Below are 18,543 nucleotides of genomic sequence, written 5' to 3' on the forward strand. Positions count from 1 at the left end.
GCGATAAATATCGCTAGGGTGCAGGGTAGCTTTCAGCAGAATAGTCCTTCGAATACGATCTTGTGATGCCTCTCCTTATCGCTCCGGACGTCAGTTACCACTCCTCCTGGCTGGAAGGATCCGCAGAATTTGACGGCGCTCACCGGGACGGCGGCGGCGCGGAGGACTGGCCCCTGCAAGATCTCAAGGATGCCCGGTCGTTCCGTCGCTTCGTCGACGCCCTGCTCAACGATGCTTTGCCGGAGAGCCCGCGGAAGCCGGGGCATGTACCCTGCACGTACTTGTGGATCGTGGAGGGTGACACATTCCTTGGTTCCCTGGCCATCAGGCACGAACTGAACGATGTCCTTCTCAATCAGGGTGGACACATCGGCTATAGCGTTAGGCCCTCCGCGAGGCGCCGCGGCCACGCAGCGAAGGCGCTGGCTGATGCCCTGCCGATTGCCCGGGAACTGGGAATCTCCCGGGTTCTTCTCACGTGCGACGAGGACAACGCCGGCTCAAGGGCAACCATCGAACGGAACGGCGGTATCTACGAGGACACCCGCAACGGCAAGCGCCGCTACTGGGCAGCTACCGTATGACCGTGCTCGCCGTCAGTGAACTGTGAGCTGAGCCAGGTTTCTTTCGACTCGTGGTGGAAACACGCGAATACCGATGAGCATCTCCCGGGCATAGCATTTAGGGTCCCTTCCGCGGGCAGTTTTGCGGGCGGGTCATATGGGCGTGACTTTCGGCAGTAAATGGCGGCTTTTTCACGGCACTATTTGTCGCATGGCGCAGCCCGCAAGGGGATCCTCGTGCGGGACAACACCTTCTGGCACGATGTGATCATGAGCATCAGTGCTGCGCAGGCAAGCGCGTTTTACGACGAAGTCCTCGGACGCAGGATGGTTTGGGCTGTTCACGACCAGAACGGATATCCGGCACCTGTTGGGGAAAATGGGCAACGAAGCATGCCCTTTGGGTCGTTGATAACCCGCGCCGAAAAGATTGTGTCCTCGGCGGCTGCCTACAAAGACTTCCAGGTGGTCTCAATTCCCCTGGACGAATGGCGCTCAAAGTGGCTCCCAGGCCTCGAACAAGACGGGATCCTGGTAGGGCTCAATTGGTCCGGATCCCTCGCCACTGGGTTCGACGTGGCACCCTCCGCTGTATTGGACTCCCTGTCAGCCCGTGAATCCTCGTAAATGGCTTCGCATAGGATGCCAGTTCCGTAAGACGTTCCCTAGCGGGACGGCGGCAACTGCCATTTCCAAGTGGCCCCTTAACGGGACGTTTGGTGGCTGCACAACAATAATCCTTCGAGAATCGCCGGGACGCTCTAGGCTTAGGCACCAAGCAGCGTCAGCGAAGCATTTGAATTGGGGGCAACGTGAGAGATGGCACTGGCAATATCTTCTGGCGGATCTTCGGCTGGATCATAGTACTGGTCGTTGTGGGGTTCATCGTGGCGGGGTTGTGGGCCATTACAACTGTTATGCCGGCAAAATCGTGACCGGAGAGGGTTCGCCTTACGCCCAGGGGAAGCAGCAGCTGCGGCTCCTGTGTAGACGAGACCGTCTTGAGGGTAACGAACGCGAAGCCTAGACTCCCTTCAATCCATACGGAGGGTGGGAGTGCACATGGCGCCCGGAACACTGTTCGGCCTTGTTGTGGTCGTAGCGGGCATCTTGATCCTGCCAGTGTCACCGTTTCTAACGAATGTTGCGGCGAGAAGCCAGAAGTATTTGAGGCCTGGTCTGGACGAGGAAGCCTTCAGGCGGCGCAATCTCCGGATATTGAGGTTTATGGCAGGGGCTTGGATTGTGATCGGCGTAGGAGTCGCCATCTTCGGCTTGTTGACGGGACGGTGATTATGAGAGCGATGCCGGTCCTCTTCCTGATAATCGCGGGGAGTTTTTTCATTCTGGCCAGGCATTTCTACTCGCGTTTCCTCTTCTCCCTCATCCGGCAGATACCGCCGATGAGGAATAGTGAGAAGTCTTTCCTGAAGTTGATCGCGGCGGTTTCCGTGTGTTTCGGCGCAGCATTCATCGTTCTGGGAGTACTTATGGCCGCGAATGTTGCCTTCCCGTCGTGACAGATCTTGATGGCCGGCAAGGGTTGCATTGTCCTGGACCCGCTCATTCTCGGCCGTTTTGGGTGGGATGTGTGAAACGTGAAACGGCCCGGTAGAGGTTCCTATAACGGACGGTCTTGCGGGCACGGTCGAAGACGAGAAAGTCTGTCTTGAAACCCCTATGATCCAGTTATGCCCGTCGATGACCTTTCGTTCCTTGCAGCCGATCTTCAAAGCGGAGCACGACACGACCCCAACGGTGAGGTTATGTGGCCGGGTTCCCAGGCCCCCGCCGTAATCGAGGCACTCGCAAACGCAGGCCGATTGATCTTAGGGCTGGATATTAGAAACTATGGCGCTGACGGCACGTTTGTTGAGGTGCCGTGGTCGTCGTATACGGGTTCCGATCTGCAGGAAGGCCGTGATTTTGCGCTGGAAGTTCTTAGCCATGGGGATCTTCCGGGCGAGTGGGTCTTGATTACTTGGTGAACCAAGATCCATGCGCTGGCGACCCCCGAGAACGTCCCACTAGCGGATCGTCTACCGGCCGCCGACACCGTCGCGGGCCGGCCGTCTCGTATGTTTGGGGATTCAAGGCGCAGAGGTTTCGAGACACTGAATTCATAGTGACTGTTGGCCGGAGCAATGTTGAAACGCAGCTCACTTCAACCGAGTCAATGACGCCCCTATCCCGCCCGTGACACTTGTGGTCGATGACGATACCGGGTTGGATCAGGCCATGAACGTTATTATGGGGGTCGCCGCCATGGTCATCGGAGCACTGGGATTTTGGCAGCGGGACAGAATTTCTCAGATGAATCGTGATTGGAACAAGCGTTTCGGCAAACCGGGCGAGCTGGCGGCAGAAGTCGGGACCGCAAAGTACTTTGGTATAGGCGCCATGTTCATGGTTCTGGCGGGCGCAGCCACCGTTATTTACTCGCTGGTCACGGGGCAAATGGGTGGGTCAAGTGACAGATCTGCCGCACTAATGACTATCATCATTGCCGCCGTTGGGTTCGTCGTGCTGGGTGTGGTTTTCGCGGTGATGCTGTTTAAGCGTCGGTCGAAGTAGTCGGGCCAGCGGCAAGCGAGTGCTTCACCCCGACCAGATTCAGGAGAGCCCTCAAACGCTGGAGACTGCCCGTAGAGGGATCGGCTAACCGGGGACCTTAGCGCAAAAGCTGAGGGCTCCAACTGGGCCGGTAGGCTCTGGTTCGTGATTGCTCAAATCGTAGGAGAAGGCCTTCCACTCGTCGTGATTCACGGATTCGGCGTTGATCATCGGATCATGCTGCCGTTGGAGGACGCTATCGATGACTGCGGATGGCAGCGGATCTACATCGACCTAGCGTGGGCCGAAGGGAATGTTGACACCAATGTCTCCAGCGCGAACGAAGTCGCGCAAGGGGCTCTGGACGATATCCATGAGTATCTTGAAGACCGTCCCTTCTCGGTGATCGGCAACTCCTTCGGAGGCATGATTGCCCGGCACGTAGCCCACGTGCTTCGAGATCAGGTTCTTGGCCTGGCTACTCTGGCGGGTGTGTTCGAGCCGATCCATCAGGCGCGTAGCCTTCCCCGCCGACAGGTTGTCCGAGAAGACCCGTCCGTTCTGGCTTTGGCTGGCCAAGTAAGGGATGACTACGAGGAGATGTCCGTCGTTCAAAGCGAGGCCACACTCAATGCGTTCATCCGGTATGCACTTCCTGGCCTTCGCGGCGCGAATCAAGCTGTCCTCGAACGGGTGGCGGCAAATTACGCGCTCTCTGTCGAACCGGAGGTTGCACATCCTGCTCCCTTCGAGGCGCCCTCGCTGCACCTTTTCGGGCGTCAGGACCATGTGACTGGCTACGAGGACGGGTGGAAGCACCGGGACCACTATGTTCGGGGCACCTACGTGGTGCTGGACGCCGCTGGCCATAACGCTCATCTCGAACGTCCGGATCTTACTGCCGCGCTGGTGAAAGATTGGCTCGTACGGATCAGCACGTCTGCCCGGTGAGGGATCCCTTTCGTGCACTCGAGCTTGTCCGTTTAGCGTTCCTTTCGCAACCCAAGCTCCGGAGTAGTCTCGGAGACCAAAGAGCTTGCTGTGCCAGGATCGAGGGGGCCGAAATTGGAAGGCATCGTGTTCATGCTGGTCGCAACTGCTTGGTTCGTTTTGCGGAGGCGTATCGCGGAATATCAGGTGTACCTCGTTACCGAGAGGTTCAAAGTCCTTCCTGCAACGGGCAAAACGGAGCAAGTCCGGGCCATGCAAATTGTCGGCACCTTGTTCTGCACATTACTTTTCTGCGCCGGGGCAGTCATCGTGATCCTCCGAGTGTGGCTTAGATAGCCCCGTAACCCAGCCACGCCCGACAGTTGGCTTCAACGATGGGGTGCCCGGTGATAGCTACGCGGCCAGCCGGCAAAGGGTCGAGTTACGGGGCGACTTCGAGGCGGGTCTTTACGGGGCTCAGCGCCGTGAGACGCTCAGCGGAAGGTTGTCATCATGTGCTTCCTGACTGATAGTCGGGGTATCTCGTTGATAATCCAACCGTTGATGGCGGCCTGGTTACGTAGAGCACTCCGGTGGATACACCCCACATTTCGCGCGTATAGTCCGGCTATGAAGGTGCCCTGGTTACGACTGGTCACTCTTGGATTGGCCTTGCTGCTGCCTACGGTGGTCGGTGCCTGCGCATCCCCGCCGCGTTCGTCCTCTCTCCGGCTCGTCACTGTCGATATGCCGCAGGAACAAGGCATGGACGCGCGTTTTGAAGGCACGCTGGGAGTTGATGGCAACGGCTGTGTTCATGCCACGCTTCCAGACGAGACGGTATATACCCTCGTGTGGCCACAGGGGTACACGGTTCAAGGTGATTCGAGCTCCATTGAAATCCTCGACGCAAGCAGGAACGTGGTGGCGCGTTCGGGATCGAACTTTGTCGTCGGCGGCGGTCTTGTTCACGATGATGCGTCCAAAGACCAGTGGACCGAGCAGGACTGTGCCAAAGGCAGACTTTGGCTGGTATCGCAGGGGTGACACGTTCGAGGTTCCCCAAACGGAACCACACAACCACCAACCCAAGATGGGCCTGACATCCCTTGTAGCCAACTTCGGCTGATCAAAGTCTTGAAAGCTGGCTTATCCCGAGATCCGTTGACATAGAGACGAAGGCACGCTGACAGTAGTCAATGGACACATCGGCGCGGGATAGAAGGATTCGGATCGGTGCGGGACTGGTCATGGCCGGACTCGCCGTCACGTCGATGATCATTATTCTTGCCTCCGGCCCGGACCTCAGAACTGACGTCATTCCGATCATGGTCGCCTGCGTTCAAGCGCTCCTTACGTTTGGCCTCGGAGCCTGGCTTGCCTCCGGCAAACGCGGCACGGCAGAACTGGTTCCGGTCCCCGACCTCTGGAGGAGAATCTTTCTCTTCATTACTGTTCTGCTCGGCGTTTTACAGTTTGTGTGGCAGTTGATCGATGATCCCCGCCACCTGGTGCTGGCCGCGTCATGGGCCAGCTTGGTAGGCATGGGGATCATGCTGCAGTTCGGGACGGGCCGGCATCATTTCCAGAACGAGGAGCAATGGATCACCGCGTTATCCCCCCAGGACGCGGTGGACGCCTTGGCCCGGGCGTTCAGCCGGCCCGGATTGACCACGAAAATCACGGGTTCGGACATTTGGGTGGAAATTAGCCGAGAGTGGCAGGGCGACTGGCGCCACCGCGATGCTGCCAGGCACCTGAAGGTACGACCTCACATCCATTTCGTGATTGATGCCACCGACAGCGGAACCCGGGTTACAGCGTTCAGCCGGGAATTACAGCTAGGGATGTACGACGTGTTGAAGCTCGCGGAAGAAATGAGTGAATCAGGGGTTGCTCTGGCCAGACAGGCCACATCCTGACAGGAACGCTTATTTGTTTCGAGTCTTCAATGGCCACGGCGACGGCCTGACTAACACACCCTTTCCAGTCCAGAACGACCTGCAGCGCCTCAGGTTTAGCGCCTGAGATCCAACCCGCCCCGGGCCCGCGGACTGTGTCGTTCAAGGTTCCCCCAGCGCCCACTTCATGGCTGACTTCACGGCACGGCGACACCCGGACATCGCCGACGTGAGGATCCAACCTACTGGGAGCCGAGCCGCCGATTTTCGCTTCGCTAATAAAGCAGCTGGACGTTCTCGCACTCCGACTGGCTACACTTGGCACCACCATCAGGACGTCGGACTCGTGCAGCTTATTAGAAGTGACATCCACCGCGCGACCGGACATACCGGGGGATTCTCACTGAGGTAAATATGAAAAACGAATTCTTTGAAGACGACGAGTACTATACGTGCCCTCCGCTTACGCCTGACCTGGTTGACCGAGCTGAACGTTCCCTCGGATACCACCTTCCACGCGCGTACGTGGACCTCCTCCGAGAGCGAAACGGAGGCGTTCCTCGCAAACGCTGCTATCTAACCCAGTTTCCGACTTCCTGGGCCCCCACTCACTTCGAAATTTCAGCCGTGCTTGGACTCGGCGGACGCCTGGGTGTTGACTCTGAGGAAGGACAGGGGAGCGCTGATCTGATCCGTGAATGGGGTTATCCAGATCTGGGCGTAGTCGTATGTGACACGCCATCCGGAGGTCATGACACTGTGATGCTCGACTACACGGAATGCGGCGAGGTAGGGGAACCTCGCGTTGTTTATGTCGACGAAGACCGAGTCACTCGGGTTGTCGCCTCCTCATTTTCGGACTTTCTCCTTTCTCTCGTTACATGCTCTTACGCCGAATGATACGGCCGCCATTTGTCGCCGAAAGTCACACTTATTGCTGAGACTCACACGCGATTGGAGCCCCACAGGCGAAAGTGTCCCGTAGAAAGGTTCCTACAACGGACCGTCTATTGGGACAACCTGAGGGCGAGCCCTATTCGAGGGATAAGGCTCTGAACCTGACGGAGAGAAAGAGGTCCGAATGGTTGATGAGGGGGCCCGGTCAGACCAGCCAGCGCCACCAGCGTGACTTCTCCGGTGCCGCCGTCGGTTCTGGCTCCGGCTCCTCGCCCAAGGCCAGCGCGGCCTCGACGATGTCGTCCGCGGTGAGCGTCATGACGGCCTCACGGTCGAGCGCGTCGAGACTTTGTTTCTCGTCGAGCGACAGCCGCAGCGCCTGGCGGTTGAGCGCCTGCTCGAACAGAGTGCGGGCGAACCGTGCGTTGCCGGAGTCCTCGCCCGCGTGGAGCCCGGTGAAGATGCGGCGCAGCATCTGGTCCGCATCCGGCCCCAGCGTGTACTCGTGCTGGGCCAGCATCTGGTGGAAGATCGTCTGGAGTGCGTCGACGGAGTAGTCGGGGAACGTGATCTCGCGGGCGAACCGGGAGCGCAGTCCGGGGTTCGATAGCAAGAAGGACTCCATCAGCCGCGGGTACCCGGCCACGATCACGACCAGTCGGTGGCGGTGGTCCTCCATCCGCTTGAGCAGGACTTCGATTGCCTCGGGGCCGAAGTCCATCCGGCCGTCCTCCGGGGCCAGCGCGTAGGCCTCGTCGATAAACAGGACCCCGTCCAGCGCACGCCGGATCACCCGGTCCGTTTTGATGGCGGTCGAGCCGACGTACTGCCCCACCAGGCCCGAACGGTCGACCTCGACCAGGTGGCCTTTCTGCAGCAGACCGACCGCGCGGTACATCTCGGCCAGGAGCCGGGCCACGGTGGTCTTGCCCGTGCCCGGGTTTCCGAGGAACACCAGATGCTGTGATGTGGCCACCTCCGGCAGGCCGTGCGCTTTACGGCGGGCCTGAACCTGGAGCAGTGCGACGAGGGCCCGCACCTGTTCCTTCACGGTCTCCAGTCCGACCAGCGCGTCGAGCTCGGCCTGCACCTCGGACAGCGGCCGGCCCGGTCCGGGCCTCGCACCGATGAAATCGCCGACCAGGTCATCAACGCGCTCCGAACCGTGCAGCCTGAGCTGATCGGTCAGATGGCCGATGGTTTCGCGCAGGTCATCGAGCGGATTGCGGCTGCCAGCCATGCATCCACTGTAGTACTCGATACCCGACCGGGGTGGGGTTGGCCTCACCCAGTATCCATGGTGGTGACTTCCCGGCTACCCATCTGGAAACTCTCCTGTTCCTGGGGGCGTGGCACGTCGCGGCGATGTTTGGGTGTCGCGGGATCGGCGGTCCTCCGCTGGTGAGTGGAGCGGGGCCTTTCGGTGCGGTGAGGTTCGGCCCGACAAGGGGTCTTAATCGGCCGCGTCGTCCTCTGCTGACTTGCCGCTGTCGAGGTTGATCTGTTCGACTTCGCTGGGGGTGCAACAAGGGCGGTCACTCTTCTTCTGGTCGGGCTCGATCGAGCCAGTCGCCGAACAACGCGGCGAGCAGTTCGGGCCGCTCGTGCATGAGCGCATGGCCGGCGTCCTCGATGACAGCCAGGGTGGCGTGGGAGTAGCGCTCGAGCAAATCGGCCGCGTCGGAATACCCGACGACCGAATCGCATCGGCCCGCGACGACCAAGGTCGGCGCAGAGAAGGCAGCCGACCCGACGTCGACCGTCCACCCCGCGAAGATGCGCCCCAACGCAGCCTCGTCCACAAGCGCCGCACCCGGTGCAACGCGATCGCGGTACCGGCGGGCCGTAGCCTGTGTTCGCACAACAAAGTACTCCTCGAACCCCGCCCGCTGTGCGGGTTCGAGTTCGTCGTACGCATCGGCGTCCTGGCGAACCACGTCGTGGCCAGGCACGCTGCCCGACCGCTCGGCGACGGGGCACAACAACGCCAGACCGAGCACGGTGTCCGGTCGCCGCGCGGCCACCCCACGAGCCAGGTAGGCACCGTAGGAGTGCCCGAGCAGCATCACCGGTCCCGCGCCCAGGTGATCGATGAAATCGACGAGCAGCGTCACCACATCGTCGTTGCAGGTCAGGCCATCGGCCGTCGACAGGCCCATTCCCGGTAGATCCGGATAGATCCGCCGGTATCCCGTGTCGGGAAAGATGGCCTCGATCGCCGCCTCGATCTCGCGGTGATCAACACCGGCGCCGTGCAACGCAACGAGCGGCACGCCGACGCCATGCTCGACGTAATGGACCAGGACGTCGTTGATCCGGCACTCCATACCCGACACCCTAATCCAGGCCGACGAAATGAACCGCGCGGTTCCCCAAGGGACACCGCTCTTTTCAAAGGTCCGACTTCAGACGAGACTCGTCTCCGGCGCGGGCGGTTCAGGGGCGCAGCCGACCATCCACAGCACTAGTGAAAGGGAATCTCTGCGCCCTGCGGGAAAGGCAGGACGCCTTGCGCGGGGGTATGGGTGAACCACTCGCCGCGCTGCTTGGTCGCAAAGATGATGACTCTTTCAGCTGTATCGAGCGGATCGCCGTCCGGGTAGGTTTCGCCTCCAGTGCAGGTCGGGGGCATAGACGTGATACGCAGGTCCCCCTCTCCGGGATTCCCCTTGAGGACCTGCTCGACTTCTACAAGGTGGGTCGTGGCCTCGGAACCGTAAATGGTGGTTTCGCCGGCCCGGCTTACAGACTTTCCGATGAGCACGACGCTGGCTTTGTCGTATTGGTCTTGAGGGGTCTCGAACCGGGCCCAGTCAACGCACGCTACAGTGCCACCGCCTGTGACGGGGCTGCTGGCAGAACTGGCGGAGTTCGGCGTGGGTTCCGCAGTTCCCGGTCCACTAGTCACCTTGTCGCCGCATGATGTAAGCAGCATGGTGATAAGCACGTACGGAACTATGAATTGCCACAACCTAATCCGTTTCATTGCGCTCCCTCATAAGTGGATGCTGACCGGAGCATATAGGGTGCGTACCCGTATTCATAGGAGATGAAGGGATGAAATGATCATTGCCCCTGGCACCGGCCCAGTAATTGGAGAACGAAGCATCATTTTCTTATACAGCCTCGGCTTCGGGTCCAACGAAAATCCCCGGCCATACGGCCGTCTACTACCGAATTGTGCATAAACACCTCATTAAAGGTTCCGCTACTGGTCACCCCGATCTACGCTGACAGTAAAACCGGACTTAGTGAAAATGCTGGGGAGCAGAAATGGAACCAGTCACTGTTTATGGTGGCAAGGGCACAATCGAACTAGGCGTCAACGGAATAATCCATCTCAAATGGAAACCCGGGATCGTTCTGGACGGTGACGACGTGCACGCGGCCATGGCAACCCTCAACAAGATTGCCGACGGCTCCGAATACCCGATGTTGGTAGACATGGGGACCACCAAAGCTGTGACCCGTCAGGCCAAGTCCGCTTTCCAGATCCCCTGCGCCGCTTCGCGCATTGCCTTGCTTGGCTCAAGCCCGGTCGACCGCGTCATTGCCAATTTCACCATCGCACGGCAGACCCTGCCGTGCCCAACGCGGTTCTTCACCTCCCGCGATGAGGCCCTGACCTGGCTCCTCCTCAGTCCGCTTCCCTGACCAACGTCCCGATTTGCCTCTTTCGTCGCAGCTGCGATTCCGTCAAAGGAGCGCCACTGTCTCCCCCTGCCTGTACACTCAAAGTATCGAACATATATTCGAATAAAGGTGTGTTGTGGGCGTTGTTGTCGGTCCCCGTGTGATAGATGCGGGCCTCTCCTTGCGGCTGGTGCTGTTAGCCCCAGTAGCCGTCGCTGCCGGCTACCCGTCGCCTGCCCAGGACTATTTCGACGGCCGGATCGACCTGAATGAACACCTCATCAAGGACATCACCAGCACGTTCGTTGTCCGCGTGACAGGCGACTCGATGGAGCGGGCAGGAATCAGCGACGGCGACGAACTCATCGTCAACCGGGCGCTCGAACCCAAGGACGGCTCCGTGGTCATCGCCGTCCTGGACGGCGAACTGACCGTCAAGCGGCTCCGCATCACCGCCACGGGCGTGGTGCTGCAGGCAGAGAACCCCCGTTACCCGGACATCCGCGTACCCAGCCTCAGCGAGCTGACCATCTGGGGCGTAGCCACAAGGTGCCTGCACCATGTCTAATGCGCGGAATGACAGCGGGCGTCCGAGGGCGCGCTCAGAGGAGCCGCACCATGCGGATCTCGCGCACGCCGTCGTCCACCATCACCGTCCCGTCCGCCACGAACCCGTGCTTGCGATAGAACGCCTGCGCCCGGGGATTCGGATCGGCAACCCAGAGGGCGGCGGAGTCGTGCGGGCCGATGACGGCATCGAGGAGGGCGGCCCCGGCGCCGGTCCCGTGCTCAGCCGCGAGGACGTACAGCACATACAGGTGCGTCCCCCACTGCGCCGCGGAGTCCTGCGGCGGCCCCGCCATCGCAATCCCGACCACTTCGCCGTCGCGCTCGGCCACCGCGACGCGGTTCGCCTGATACCTCTCATCGCTGAGCGCGGCGGTCCAGAACCGTTCCCGGGCGGCGGGCAGCTCCGGGTCGTCGAGGACGCGGTCCGACATCACGCCGCGGTACGTCTCACGCCACGACCGCACATGCATGCGCGCCATCCCGGGAGCATCCTCGACGCGTGCCTGGCGGACTCGCACCTCGGTATCCATAGCCGAAACTCTACCGAGAGCACCGGCCGGTCCTATGTCTAAACCAGCACTGATGCGTCAAATGCAGGAAATAGCCCTGGTGGACGTGAACTGCTTCTACGCCAGCGCGGAACGCGCGTTTGACCCTTCCCTCGAAGGCAAACCGCTGGTGGTGCTGTCCAACAACGACGGCTGCGCCGTCACCCGCTCCCCCGAGGCCAAGGCACTGGGCATCGGGATCGGGGAGCCGTGGTTCAAGATCGCGCCCCGGGCGAAAGAGTGGGGGCTGATTGCCAGGTCCAGCAACTACGAGCTGTACGGGGACATTAGCGCCCGCGTGATGGAACTGCTGGGCCGGTACTCCGCCTGGCTGGAGGTCTACAGCATCGACGAGGCATTCCTCGGCGTCAAAGGCACCCCGGAGGCACTGCTCCAGCTGGGCCGGGACATGAAAGCCGCCGCCGCGCGGAACGTGGGTGTCCCCGTCTGCGTTGGCATCGCCCGGACAAAAACACTGGCCAAGCTCGCCAACAAATGGGCCAAACACAACCCAGCGTTCGACGGCGTCTGCCGCTGGGATTCGGTGCCTGCAGCCCGGCGGGAGGTACTGATGGCGGGCCTGTCCGTCGTCGAACTCTGGGGAGTGGCCACGCGCCTGACCAAACGCCTGAACGCGATCGGCATCCATTCCATCCTTGACCTCAGCCGGGCGGACCCCGTCCGGATCCGCGACAAATTCTCCGTGGTGCTGATGCGGACCGTCCTGGAACTGCAGGGCACCCCCTGCATTCCCATGGAGGAGGAGCGCGTGGGCCGGGACCAGCTGATCTTCTCCCGCTCGTTCTCCACGCCCATCACCACCACCGCCGAACTCCGCCAGGTCCTGAGCGTCTACGGCCAGCAGGCCAGCGCCCGGCTCGCCAAACACCACCTCCAGGCGAAGGTGCTCACAGCCTTCGCCGGCACCTCGCACTTCAACCAGAAAGACACCTCCTACCCGTCCGTCTGCGTCCCGCTCCCCATGCCCACGGCAGACCCGGTGATCCTGACCAAGGCCGCCCACGCCCTGCTCCCTGCCATCCACGAGGGCGTGAAGTACGCCCGTGCCGGGATCATGGTCACCGACCTGCGGCCTACCGGAAACCAAAAACCCCTGGAAATCTTCGAAAACCCGCACGAGGAACGCAACATCGGCCCCCTCCTCGAAGACATCGCCCGCCGGTACGGCCGCGGCTCCATCGGGCTGGGCCACGCAGGCATCCGCGGCGGACCGGACTGGAGCATGAAACGCGGCATGCGCTCCCCGCGCTACACCACCCACTGGGACGAACTCCCCCTGGTCAAAGCCGCCTGACAGCACGGCATCCCGGGAGTATTCTGGACCGCAGTGATTCTTAATATGTCTCTGTGACCCAGAGTTCCCGCAGCCTCCCACAGCTCCGCCGGCCGTCCCGTCCAGGAGCGCTGATTCCGCGTGCCCGCAAGGGGAACTCGCCACGAGTTCCCCCTCTCCCCGCACACACCGGAACCACCATCGGGAGAACCCATGTACATCACCACCAAAAACCATTCAGGCACCACACCTGGCCACGATCGGGACAGCCTTCGCCCGGACTGCAGCAACTGCTTCGCGCTGTGCTGTACTGCCTTCGGCTTCGCCCGGTCCGCGGATTTTGCCATCGACAAGCCCGCTGCCACGCCCTGCCCGAACCTGGACCAGGACTTTTCCTGCACCATCCATGACCGGCTGCGGCCCCGCGGATTCCGCGGCTGCACGGTTTTCGACTGCTTCGGGGCCGGCCAGGCCGTGTCCCAGCAGCTGTTCGCAGGCATCAGCTGGCGCGACGCCCCGGACTCGCGGCAGGACATGTTCGCCGCGTTCAAGGTCGTGCGGCAGCTGCACGAGATGCTCTGGCACCTGGCCGAGGCACAGGAAAGAACGTTCGACGCCGACAGCGCCCGGGAGGCGAAGGAGCTCCGGAAAATTATCGATGACCTTGGCCGTGGTCCCCTGCCCGGGCTGCTCGCCTGCGACCTCGAGAGCCTCCACTCGGCGGTCAGGACCATCCTCGTGGCGGTCAGCGAGGAAGTGCGCGCGGGCTACTTTGCCGCGGGAACAGACCAGTTGGATGCCACGCTCCGCCCCGGTGCCGACCTGGCGGCCGCCAACCTGCGCGCCCGGAAGCTGTGCGGGGCGGATCTGCGGGGTGCCTGCCTGATTGCCGCCGACCTGCGCGGCAGCGACCTTGCGGGCGCGGACCTGCTGGGTGCGGATCTTCGGGACGCAAGGCTCGACGGCGCCGATCTCACCGCTGCGCTGTTCCTCACCCAGCCGCAGCTCAACTCAGCCCGTGGCAGCAACGCAACGCTGGTTCCGCCGGACCTGTCCGCCCCGCCGCACTGGCAGGATGGCTGAACTGGCCAGCTCATCGGTTTATGCGCGAACGTACACTTGGGGCCCGGGCCGGAAGTGTACGTTCGCACTCCGGCGCGGGTGCTCAACTGTACGTTCGCGCTTAGTGGCCGGGGAAGCGATAGAGCTTCGCGCCGTGCGCGGGCAGCTTCACTTCGAGTGCTGGCAATCCGTCCTTGAGCCCGAGCGTGGCGTCATCCCCGCTCCATGCCTCCCGCACCTCGCCAGGGGAACCATCGGCCCCCACACCCAGATCCCCCAACGGAACCGTCCGGACGAGGTCCGCTTCCCCGGTGTTGAACGCCGCGACGAAGCGGTCCTCCGACGTCGTGCTGTCCGCCGCCCACAGCACCAGGTCGCCGTCGCGGAGCAGTTCACGGTTGTTGCGGCTCGCGTTGAGGACGTCCAGGAGGTCGGTGTTGGTCAGCAGCGCCAACGTTTCGGGCGGCGACGACGGCAGGTCGCAGCCGAGCATCAGCGGCGACCGTGAGACGCACCAGAGCGTCAGCATGGTCCGCTGCTCGTCCAGGGTCAGGCGGCTCAGCCGCTCACCGCCGCGCTCGGCCCGCAGCGCGATCCGCCCCACCGGGAGCATGTCGGCATCCGCCCACGCGCCTGCGCGCTGATGCGGGGCCCAGCGCGCCATCCGCGCGAACTGGGCTTCGACATCCTCCCAGACATCCCAGAGATCATCGGAGACGCGCCACATCTGGGCGTTGCCGCGGAGGTGTGCCAGGTGGGCCAAGGAGAGAGCGCGGCCCGGCGACAGGCTGAGCACCATGTCCCGGCCGCAGCGTGAGATGGCCCGCTGGTAGGCGGCGATCTCGGCCGCGAAGTACGGCCCCAGCATGTCGTCGGCCTTGACGAAGTCCACGCCCCATTCCGCGAACAGTCGCAGCTGGGAGTCGTAGTAGGCCTGCGCGCCGGGATGGCCGTGGTTAAGGCCGAAGTTATCGGTGTTCCACTCGCAGGTGGAGGACGTGTCGGCAATCTGGTCAGCGGTGGCGTCGGTCCCTTCAACGGGCAGCCCGTCCCGCACGGCCTGGCGGGGAATGCCGCGCATGATGTGAAGCCCGAATTTCAGGCCCATGCCGTGAATCCGCTCGGCGAGGGGCCCGAAGCCCCGGCCGCCCGCCGCGGAGGGGAAGCGGTTGACGGCGGGAAGCTGCCTGCCGAAACGGTCCAGCTCCAGTACGGCGCCGTCGTTGTAGCCGCCGGCCCGCGCCGCCGGCTCGTACCACTGGATGTCCACCACCACGGTGTCCCACCCATACGGCAGCAGATGCTCAGCCATAAAGGCGGCGTTAGCCAGCACCTCCTCCTCCGTCACGGTGGTGCCGTAGCAGTCCCAGCTGTTCCAGCCCATCGGCGGCGTCTTCGCAAGTGTCATCGGGCCAATTTACAACGATATAAACTGAAGCACCAGCACCCTCCGCTGGCCGGATTCTGAGAAACTTTACGAAATCCTTGACAACTTTCGTGAGCAAAGTAGCGTGGAAGCCACACCCTCCACCGGAAAGCGATCCAATGAAGAACTGGGCAGGAAACCTCGAATACTCCTCCGCCGAAGTCCACCGTCCGGACTCGGTGGCCGGGCTCGCCGAGGTGGTAGCCGGCGCCTCCCGCGTGAAGGCCCTCGGGTCGCGGCACTCGTTCAACCGCGTGGGCGATACCGATGGCGTCCACATCCTGCTGGACGCCCTGCCCCAGGAGATCGAGCTTGATTCGGAGCGGCAGACCGTCCGCGTCAGCGGCGGCATCAGCTACGGAGCCCTCTGCCGGACGCTGGAAAAGTCGGGCGTCGCCATCCACAACCTCGCCTCACTGCCCCACATCTCGGTGGCCGGCGCTATCCAGACGGGGACGCACGGCTCGGGTGTGGACAACCCCTCCCTGGCCGGCGCCGTCGAACGCATTGACCTGGTCCGCGCCTCCGGCGAGCAGGTGTCCCTGTCCCGCGGGGACGGGGACGAATTCCTGGGCAGCGTGGTGGGCCTCGGCGCCCTGGGCATCGTCACCGGCCTGGAGCTGTCTGTCCGGCCTAGCTTCCAGATGCGGCAGCGGGTCCTGGAAAACCTGCCGTGGGAACGGGCCCTGGCCGACTTCCCGGCCCTGGTGTCCAGCGCCTACAGCGTCAGCCTCTTCACCGACTACGCCGGGGAGGACATCAACCAGGTGTGGCTCAAGGCCCTCGATTCGGACCCTGTCCTGACCGACCTGTTCGGCGCCACCCCGGCCGTGGAGGCCCGGCACCCGCTGCCCGGGATGTCCGGCGAGAACTGCACGGCGCAGCTGGACGAACCCGGCCCGTGGCTGGACCGGCTCCCGCACTTCCGCCACGAATTCACGCCCAGCAACGGCGAGGAACTGCAGAGCGAGTACATCGTGCCCCTGGAGCACGGACCGGCGGCCATCCAGGCCGTCCGCGGCCTCGCGGGCAAGCTGGCGCCGCTGCTGTTCGTCTCCGAAATCCGCACGGGCGCAGCCGACGAGTTCTGGCTCAGCCCGTTCTACCGGCAGCAGAGCGTGGCCCTGCACTTTACCTGGAAGCCGCTTCAGGCCGAGGTGGAGGCCGTCCTTCCGGAGCTGGAGGAACTGCTCCGGCCGTTCGGGGCACGGCCGCACTGGGGCAAACTGTTCACCCCGGCCGGCCACGACTGGGAGGCGCTGTACCCGAGGTTCGCCGATTTCCGCGCCCTGGCAGCGGAGCACGATCCGGCCGGCAAGTTCCGCAACGGCCTGCTGGACAGCATCCTCGGCGCACCCGCGGCCAGCCTGCGCTGAACCAACGTCGTCCGCTTGAAGGGGAGGCGTCAGCCGATCAGCGCCAGCACAGCCCCGGCCATCACGACGCCGCCGGACTGGGCCCTCACGTCGGTGACCGTCCCGTCACGGTGGGCTGCCACCTGGGTTTCCATCTTCATGGCCTCGAGCACCACCACCGGATCGCCCGCCGAAACTTCGGCACCGGGCTCCACGAGCCACTTCACCACCGTGCCGGACATGCCGGCCCGGAGCTCACCGGGATCGGCGGCACCTGTGGTGGCACCGCCGTCGTACTCTCCCTCAAGGGAAACCCCCGCCGGAACGCCCCCGCCCGAGCGCGCCCAGCCATCCAGCAGGTCAGCGGGAAGGCCGACGGCGAGGCGCCGGCCGTCGACGTCGACGGTGATGGTGCGCCGCGCACCGTCCGGGACGGACGTGCCGAACTCCGGATCCGCGGTGATGGAATCGGCGAAGTCCGTCTCGATCCAGCGGGTATGGATGCCGAGCGCGGTCTCCGAGGTGAAGTCCGGGGCTTCGACGACGGCGCGGTGGAACGGCAGCACGGTGGCCACCCCGGTGATTTCCATTTCCGCGAGGGCGCGGCGGGCACGGCGGAGCGCCTGCTGGCGGTCGGCGCCGGTGACGATCAGCTTGGCCAGCAGGGAATCGAACTGCGGCGCCACGATGGAACCGGAGCGGACCCCGGAATCCAGCCGGATGCCGGGACCCGTAGGCCCGCTGAACGTGGCGATGGTTCCGGGCGACGGCAGGAAGCCCCGTCCCACGTCCTCCGCGTTGAGCCGGAATTCAAAGGAATGGCCGCGCGGCTCGGGGTCGGCGGTGAAGCGCAGCGGCTCGCCGGCGGCGATGCGGAGCTGCTCCTGGACCAGGTCGATGCCGGTGGTTTCCTCGGTGATGGGGTGCTCCACCTGCAGGCGGGTGTTCACCTCAAGGAACGCCACGGTGCCGTCGGCGGCCACCAGGAATTCCACCGTCCCCGCCCCCGAGTAGGCGGCTTCGCGGCAGACTGCCTTGGCGGCGTCGTAGATTTGCCGGGTCTGCTCTTCGCTCAGGAAGGGCGCGGGCGCCTCTTCCACGAGTTTCTGGTGCCGGCGCTGCAGCGAGCAGTCGCGGGTGCCCACCACCACCACGTTGCCGTGCTGGTCCGCCAGGACCTGGGCCTCCACGTGCCGGGGCCGGTCCAGGTACCGCTCCACAAAGCACTCGCCGCGGCCGAAGGCCACCACTGCTTCGCGGACGGCCGAATCGAAGGATTCCTCGATCTGGTCCATCTCGCGCACCACCTTGAGCCCACGGCCGCCGCCGCCGAAGGCCGCCTTAATGGCGATGGGCAGGCCGTGCTGTTCGGCGAATTCGCGGGCCTCGGCAGCCGTGGCCACCGGACCGTCGCTGCCGGCCACCAACGGGGCTCCGGCGCGGACGGCAATTTCGCGCGCGGTGATCTTGTTGCCGAGCTGGCGGATGGCTTCGGGCGTGGGGCCGATCCAGGTCAGTCCGGCGTCCAGGACCGCCTGGGCGAAGCCGGCGTTCTCGGACAGGAAGCCGTAGCCCGGATGGATGGCGTCGGCACCGGAATCCTCGGCTGCCTGCAGCAGTTTGGGGATGTCCAGGTAGGTTTCCGACGGCGCGTTCCCGCCCAGGCTGTACGCCTCGGTGGCGGCGGCCACGTGCATGGCATCGGCATCCACGTCCGCGTACACGGCCACGGATTCCAGGCCGGCGTCCTCGCAGGCACGGGCAATGCGGACGGCGATTTCTCCGCGGTTGGCGATCAGGACCTTGCGCAT

The 18,543-nt window shown here is 63.4% G+C and carries 20 protein-coding genes; 14 read left to right on the forward strand and 6 right to left on the reverse strand.

Annotated elements, in window-relative coordinates:
* Positions 1-65 precede the first annotated feature (65 nt).
* The 9 genes from ABV518_RS05550 to ABV518_RS05590 all read left to right on the forward strand — a co-directional run bounded on the left by ABV518_RS05550 (position 66) and on the right by ABV518_RS05590 (position 6,847).
* Entirely contained in the window at positions 66-584 is a 519-nt protein-coding gene (locus ABV518_RS05550; protein WP_367765841.1) for a GNAT family N-acetyltransferase, read from the forward strand.
* Positions 585-833: 249 nt separating this feature from the next.
* On the forward strand, positions 834-1,190 hold the full coding sequence (locus tag ABV518_RS05555) for a DUF2750 domain-containing protein (protein WP_367765842.1): 357 nt from the start codon (positions 834-836) through the stop codon (positions 1,188-1,190).
* 1,064 nt (positions 1,191-2,254) lie between these two features.
* On the forward strand, positions 2,255-2,551 hold the full coding sequence (locus ABV518_RS05560) for a hypothetical protein (RefSeq protein ID WP_367765843.1): 297 nt from the start codon (positions 2,255-2,257) through the stop codon (positions 2,549-2,551).
* A gap of 250 nt (positions 2,552-2,801) precedes the next feature.
* Positions 2,802-3,137, forward strand: a complete 336-nt coding sequence (locus ABV518_RS05565; RefSeq protein ID WP_367765844.1) for a hypothetical protein — start codon at positions 2,802-2,804, stop codon at positions 3,135-3,137.
* 144 nt (positions 3,138-3,281) lie between these two features.
* The gene (locus ABV518_RS05570; protein WP_367765846.1) at positions 3,282-4,067 is read left to right on the forward strand and encodes an alpha/beta fold hydrolase; all 786 of its coding nucleotides are present in this window, start codon (positions 3,282-3,284) and stop codon (positions 4,065-4,067) included.
* 609 nt (positions 4,068-4,676) lie between these two features.
* The gene (locus tag ABV518_RS05575; RefSeq protein ID WP_367765847.1) at positions 4,677-5,093 is read left to right on the forward strand and encodes a hypothetical protein; all 417 of its coding nucleotides are present in this window, start codon (positions 4,677-4,679) and stop codon (positions 5,091-5,093) included.
* Positions 5,094-5,296: 203 nt separating this feature from the next.
* On the forward strand, positions 5,297-5,968 hold the full coding sequence (locus ABV518_RS05580; RefSeq protein ID WP_367765849.1) for a hypothetical protein: 672 nt from the start codon (positions 5,297-5,299) through the stop codon (positions 5,966-5,968).
* A gap of 166 nt (positions 5,969-6,134) precedes the next feature.
* Positions 6,135-6,359 carry an HNH endonuclease gene (locus tag ABV518_RS05585; protein ID WP_367765850.1) on the forward strand — a complete coding sequence of 75 codons (225 nt, stop codon included), beginning with the start codon at positions 6,135-6,137 and terminating at the stop codon, positions 6,357-6,359.
* Positions 6,360-6,361: 2 nt separating this feature from the next.
* Positions 6,362-6,847 (forward strand): SMI1/KNR4 family protein, encoded by a 486-nt coding sequence (locus ABV518_RS05590; protein WP_367765851.1) that lies wholly within the window; start codon positions 6,362-6,364, stop codon positions 6,845-6,847.
* A 202-nt stretch (positions 6,848-7,049) separates the two neighbouring features.
* Here ABV518_RS05590 and ABV518_RS05595 read toward each other — a convergent pair whose 3' ends face one another.
* The 3 genes from ABV518_RS05595 to ABV518_RS05605 all read right to left on the reverse strand — a co-directional run bounded on the left by ABV518_RS05595 (position 7,050) and on the right by ABV518_RS05605 (position 9,791).
* The gene (locus ABV518_RS05595) at positions 7,050-8,084 is read right to left on the reverse strand and encodes an AAA family ATPase (RefSeq protein WP_367765852.1); all 1,035 of its coding nucleotides are present in this window, start codon (positions 8,082-8,084) and stop codon (positions 7,050-7,052) included.
* 295 nt (positions 8,085-8,379) lie between these two features.
* A complete protein-coding gene (locus ABV518_RS05600; RefSeq protein ID WP_367765854.1) occupies positions 8,380-9,171 on the reverse strand; it encodes an alpha/beta fold hydrolase in 792 nt (263 codons plus the stop codon).
* 137 nt (positions 9,172-9,308) lie between these two features.
* On the reverse strand, positions 9,309-9,791 hold the full coding sequence (locus tag ABV518_RS05605; RefSeq protein ID WP_367765855.1) for a hypothetical protein: 483 nt from the start codon (positions 9,789-9,791) through the stop codon (positions 9,309-9,311).
* Between the two features lie 326 nt (positions 9,792-10,117).
* Between ABV518_RS05605 and ABV518_RS05610 the strand changes: the two genes are divergently transcribed.
* Positions 10,118-10,498, forward strand: a complete 381-nt coding sequence (locus tag ABV518_RS05610) for an STAS/SEC14 domain-containing protein (RefSeq protein ID WP_367765856.1) — start codon at positions 10,118-10,120, stop codon at positions 10,496-10,498.
* 115 nt (positions 10,499-10,613) lie between these two features.
* Entirely contained in the window at positions 10,614-11,045 is a 432-nt protein-coding gene (locus ABV518_RS05615) for a LexA family protein (RefSeq protein WP_367765857.1), read from the forward strand.
* Between the two features lie 34 nt (positions 11,046-11,079).
* Here the strand turns inward: ABV518_RS05615 and ABV518_RS05620 are convergent, their stop codons facing one another.
* Positions 11,080-11,517 carry an N-acetyltransferase family protein gene (locus ABV518_RS05620; protein WP_367766155.1) on the reverse strand — a complete coding sequence of 146 codons (438 nt, stop codon included), beginning with the start codon at positions 11,515-11,517 and terminating at the stop codon, positions 11,080-11,082.
* A gap of 94 nt (positions 11,518-11,611) precedes the next feature.
* Between ABV518_RS05620 and ABV518_RS05625 the strand changes: the two genes are divergently transcribed.
* Positions 11,612-12,910, forward strand: a complete 1,299-nt coding sequence (locus ABV518_RS05625) for a Y-family DNA polymerase (RefSeq protein WP_367765858.1) — start codon at positions 11,612-11,614, stop codon at positions 12,908-12,910.
* 192 nt (positions 12,911-13,102) lie between these two features.
* Positions 13,103-13,972, forward strand: coding sequence for a pentapeptide repeat-containing protein (locus ABV518_RS05630; protein WP_367765859.1), 870 nt, complete (start codon positions 13,103-13,105; stop codon positions 13,970-13,972).
* Positions 13,973-14,072: 100 nt separating this feature from the next.
* On the opposite strand, the gene ABV518_RS05635 is transcribed toward ABV518_RS05630, so the two are convergent.
* Positions 14,073-15,359 (reverse strand): glycoside hydrolase family 27 protein, encoded by a 1,287-nt coding sequence (locus ABV518_RS05635; RefSeq protein ID WP_367765861.1) that lies wholly within the window; start codon positions 15,357-15,359, stop codon positions 14,073-14,075.
* 137 nt (positions 15,360-15,496) lie between these two features.
* On the opposite strand from ABV518_RS05635, the gene ABV518_RS05640 reads away from it, so the two are divergent.
* Entirely contained in the window at positions 15,497-16,753 is a 1,257-nt protein-coding gene (locus ABV518_RS05640) for a D-arabinono-1,4-lactone oxidase (RefSeq protein WP_367765862.1), read from the forward strand.
* A 29-nt stretch (positions 16,754-16,782) separates the two neighbouring features.
* Here ABV518_RS05640 and ABV518_RS05645 read toward each other — a convergent pair whose 3' ends face one another.
* A complete protein-coding gene (locus tag ABV518_RS05645) occupies positions 16,783-18,543 on the reverse strand; it encodes a biotin carboxylase N-terminal domain-containing protein (protein ID WP_367765863.1) in 1,761 nt (586 codons plus the stop codon).

It is taken from the genome of Arthrobacter sp. HS15c (assembly GCF_040812005.1).
In the GTDB taxonomy this organism is placed as follows: Bacteria; Actinomycetota; Actinomycetes; order Actinomycetales; family Micrococcaceae; genus Arthrobacter.

Bases quoted from the DNA above. Each gene is read 5' to 3' on its own strand.
- ABV518_RS05630 (WP_367765859.1), top strand. From the start codon at position 13,103: ATGTACATCACCACCAAAAACCATTCAGGCACCACACCTGGCCACGAT.
- ABV518_RS05640 (WP_367765862.1), top strand. From the start codon at position 15,497: ATGAAGAACTGGGCAGGAAACCTCGAATACTCCTCCGCCGAAGTCCAC.
- ABV518_RS05560 (WP_367765843.1), top strand. From the start codon at position 2,255: ATGCCCGTCGATGACCTTTCGTTCCTTGCAGCCGATCTTCAAAGCGGA.
- ABV518_RS05610 (WP_367765856.1), top strand. From the start codon at position 10,118: ATGGAACCAGTCACTGTTTATGGTGGCAAGGGCACAATCGAACTAGGC.
- ABV518_RS05580 (WP_367765849.1), top strand. From the start codon at position 5,297: ATGGCCGGACTCGCCGTCACGTCGATGATCATTATTCTTGCCTCCGGC.
- ABV518_RS05625 (WP_367765858.1), top strand. From the start codon at position 11,612: ATGTCTAAACCAGCACTGATGCGTCAAATGCAGGAAATAGCCCTGGTG.
- ABV518_RS05575 (WP_367765847.1), top strand. From the start codon at position 4,677: ATGAAGGTGCCCTGGTTACGACTGGTCACTCTTGGATTGGCCTTGCTG.
- ABV518_RS05600 (WP_367765854.1), bottom strand. From the start codon at position 9,171: ATGGAGTGCCGGATCAACGACGTCCTGGTCCATTACGTCGAGCATGGC.
- ABV518_RS05645 (WP_367765863.1), bottom strand. From the start codon at position 18,543: ATGCGCAAGGTCCTGATCGCCAACCGCGGAGAAATCGCCGTCCGCATT.
- ABV518_RS05595 (WP_367765852.1), bottom strand. From the start codon at position 8,084: ATGGCTGGCAGCCGCAATCCGCTCGATGACCTGCGCGAAACCATCGGC.
- ABV518_RS05585 (WP_367765850.1), top strand. From the start codon at position 6,135: ATGGCTGACTTCACGGCACGGCGACACCCGGACATCGCCGACGTGAGG.
- ABV518_RS05555 (WP_367765842.1), top strand. From the start codon at position 834: ATGAGCATCAGTGCTGCGCAGGCAAGCGCGTTTTACGACGAAGTCCTC.
- ABV518_RS05565 (WP_367765844.1), top strand. From the start codon at position 2,802: ATGAACGTTATTATGGGGGTCGCCGCCATGGTCATCGGAGCACTGGGA.
- ABV518_RS05635 (WP_367765861.1), bottom strand. From the start codon at position 15,359: ATGACACTTGCGAAGACGCCGCCGATGGGCTGGAACAGCTGGGACTGC.
- ABV518_RS05620 (WP_367766155.1), bottom strand. From the start codon at position 11,517: ATGCATGTGCGGTCGTGGCGTGAGACGTACCGCGGCGTGATGTCGGAC.
- ABV518_RS05590 (WP_367765851.1), top strand. From the start codon at position 6,362: ATGAAAAACGAATTCTTTGAAGACGACGAGTACTATACGTGCCCTCCG.
- ABV518_RS05550 (WP_367765841.1), top strand. From the start codon at position 66: ATGCCTCTCCTTATCGCTCCGGACGTCAGTTACCACTCCTCCTGGCTG.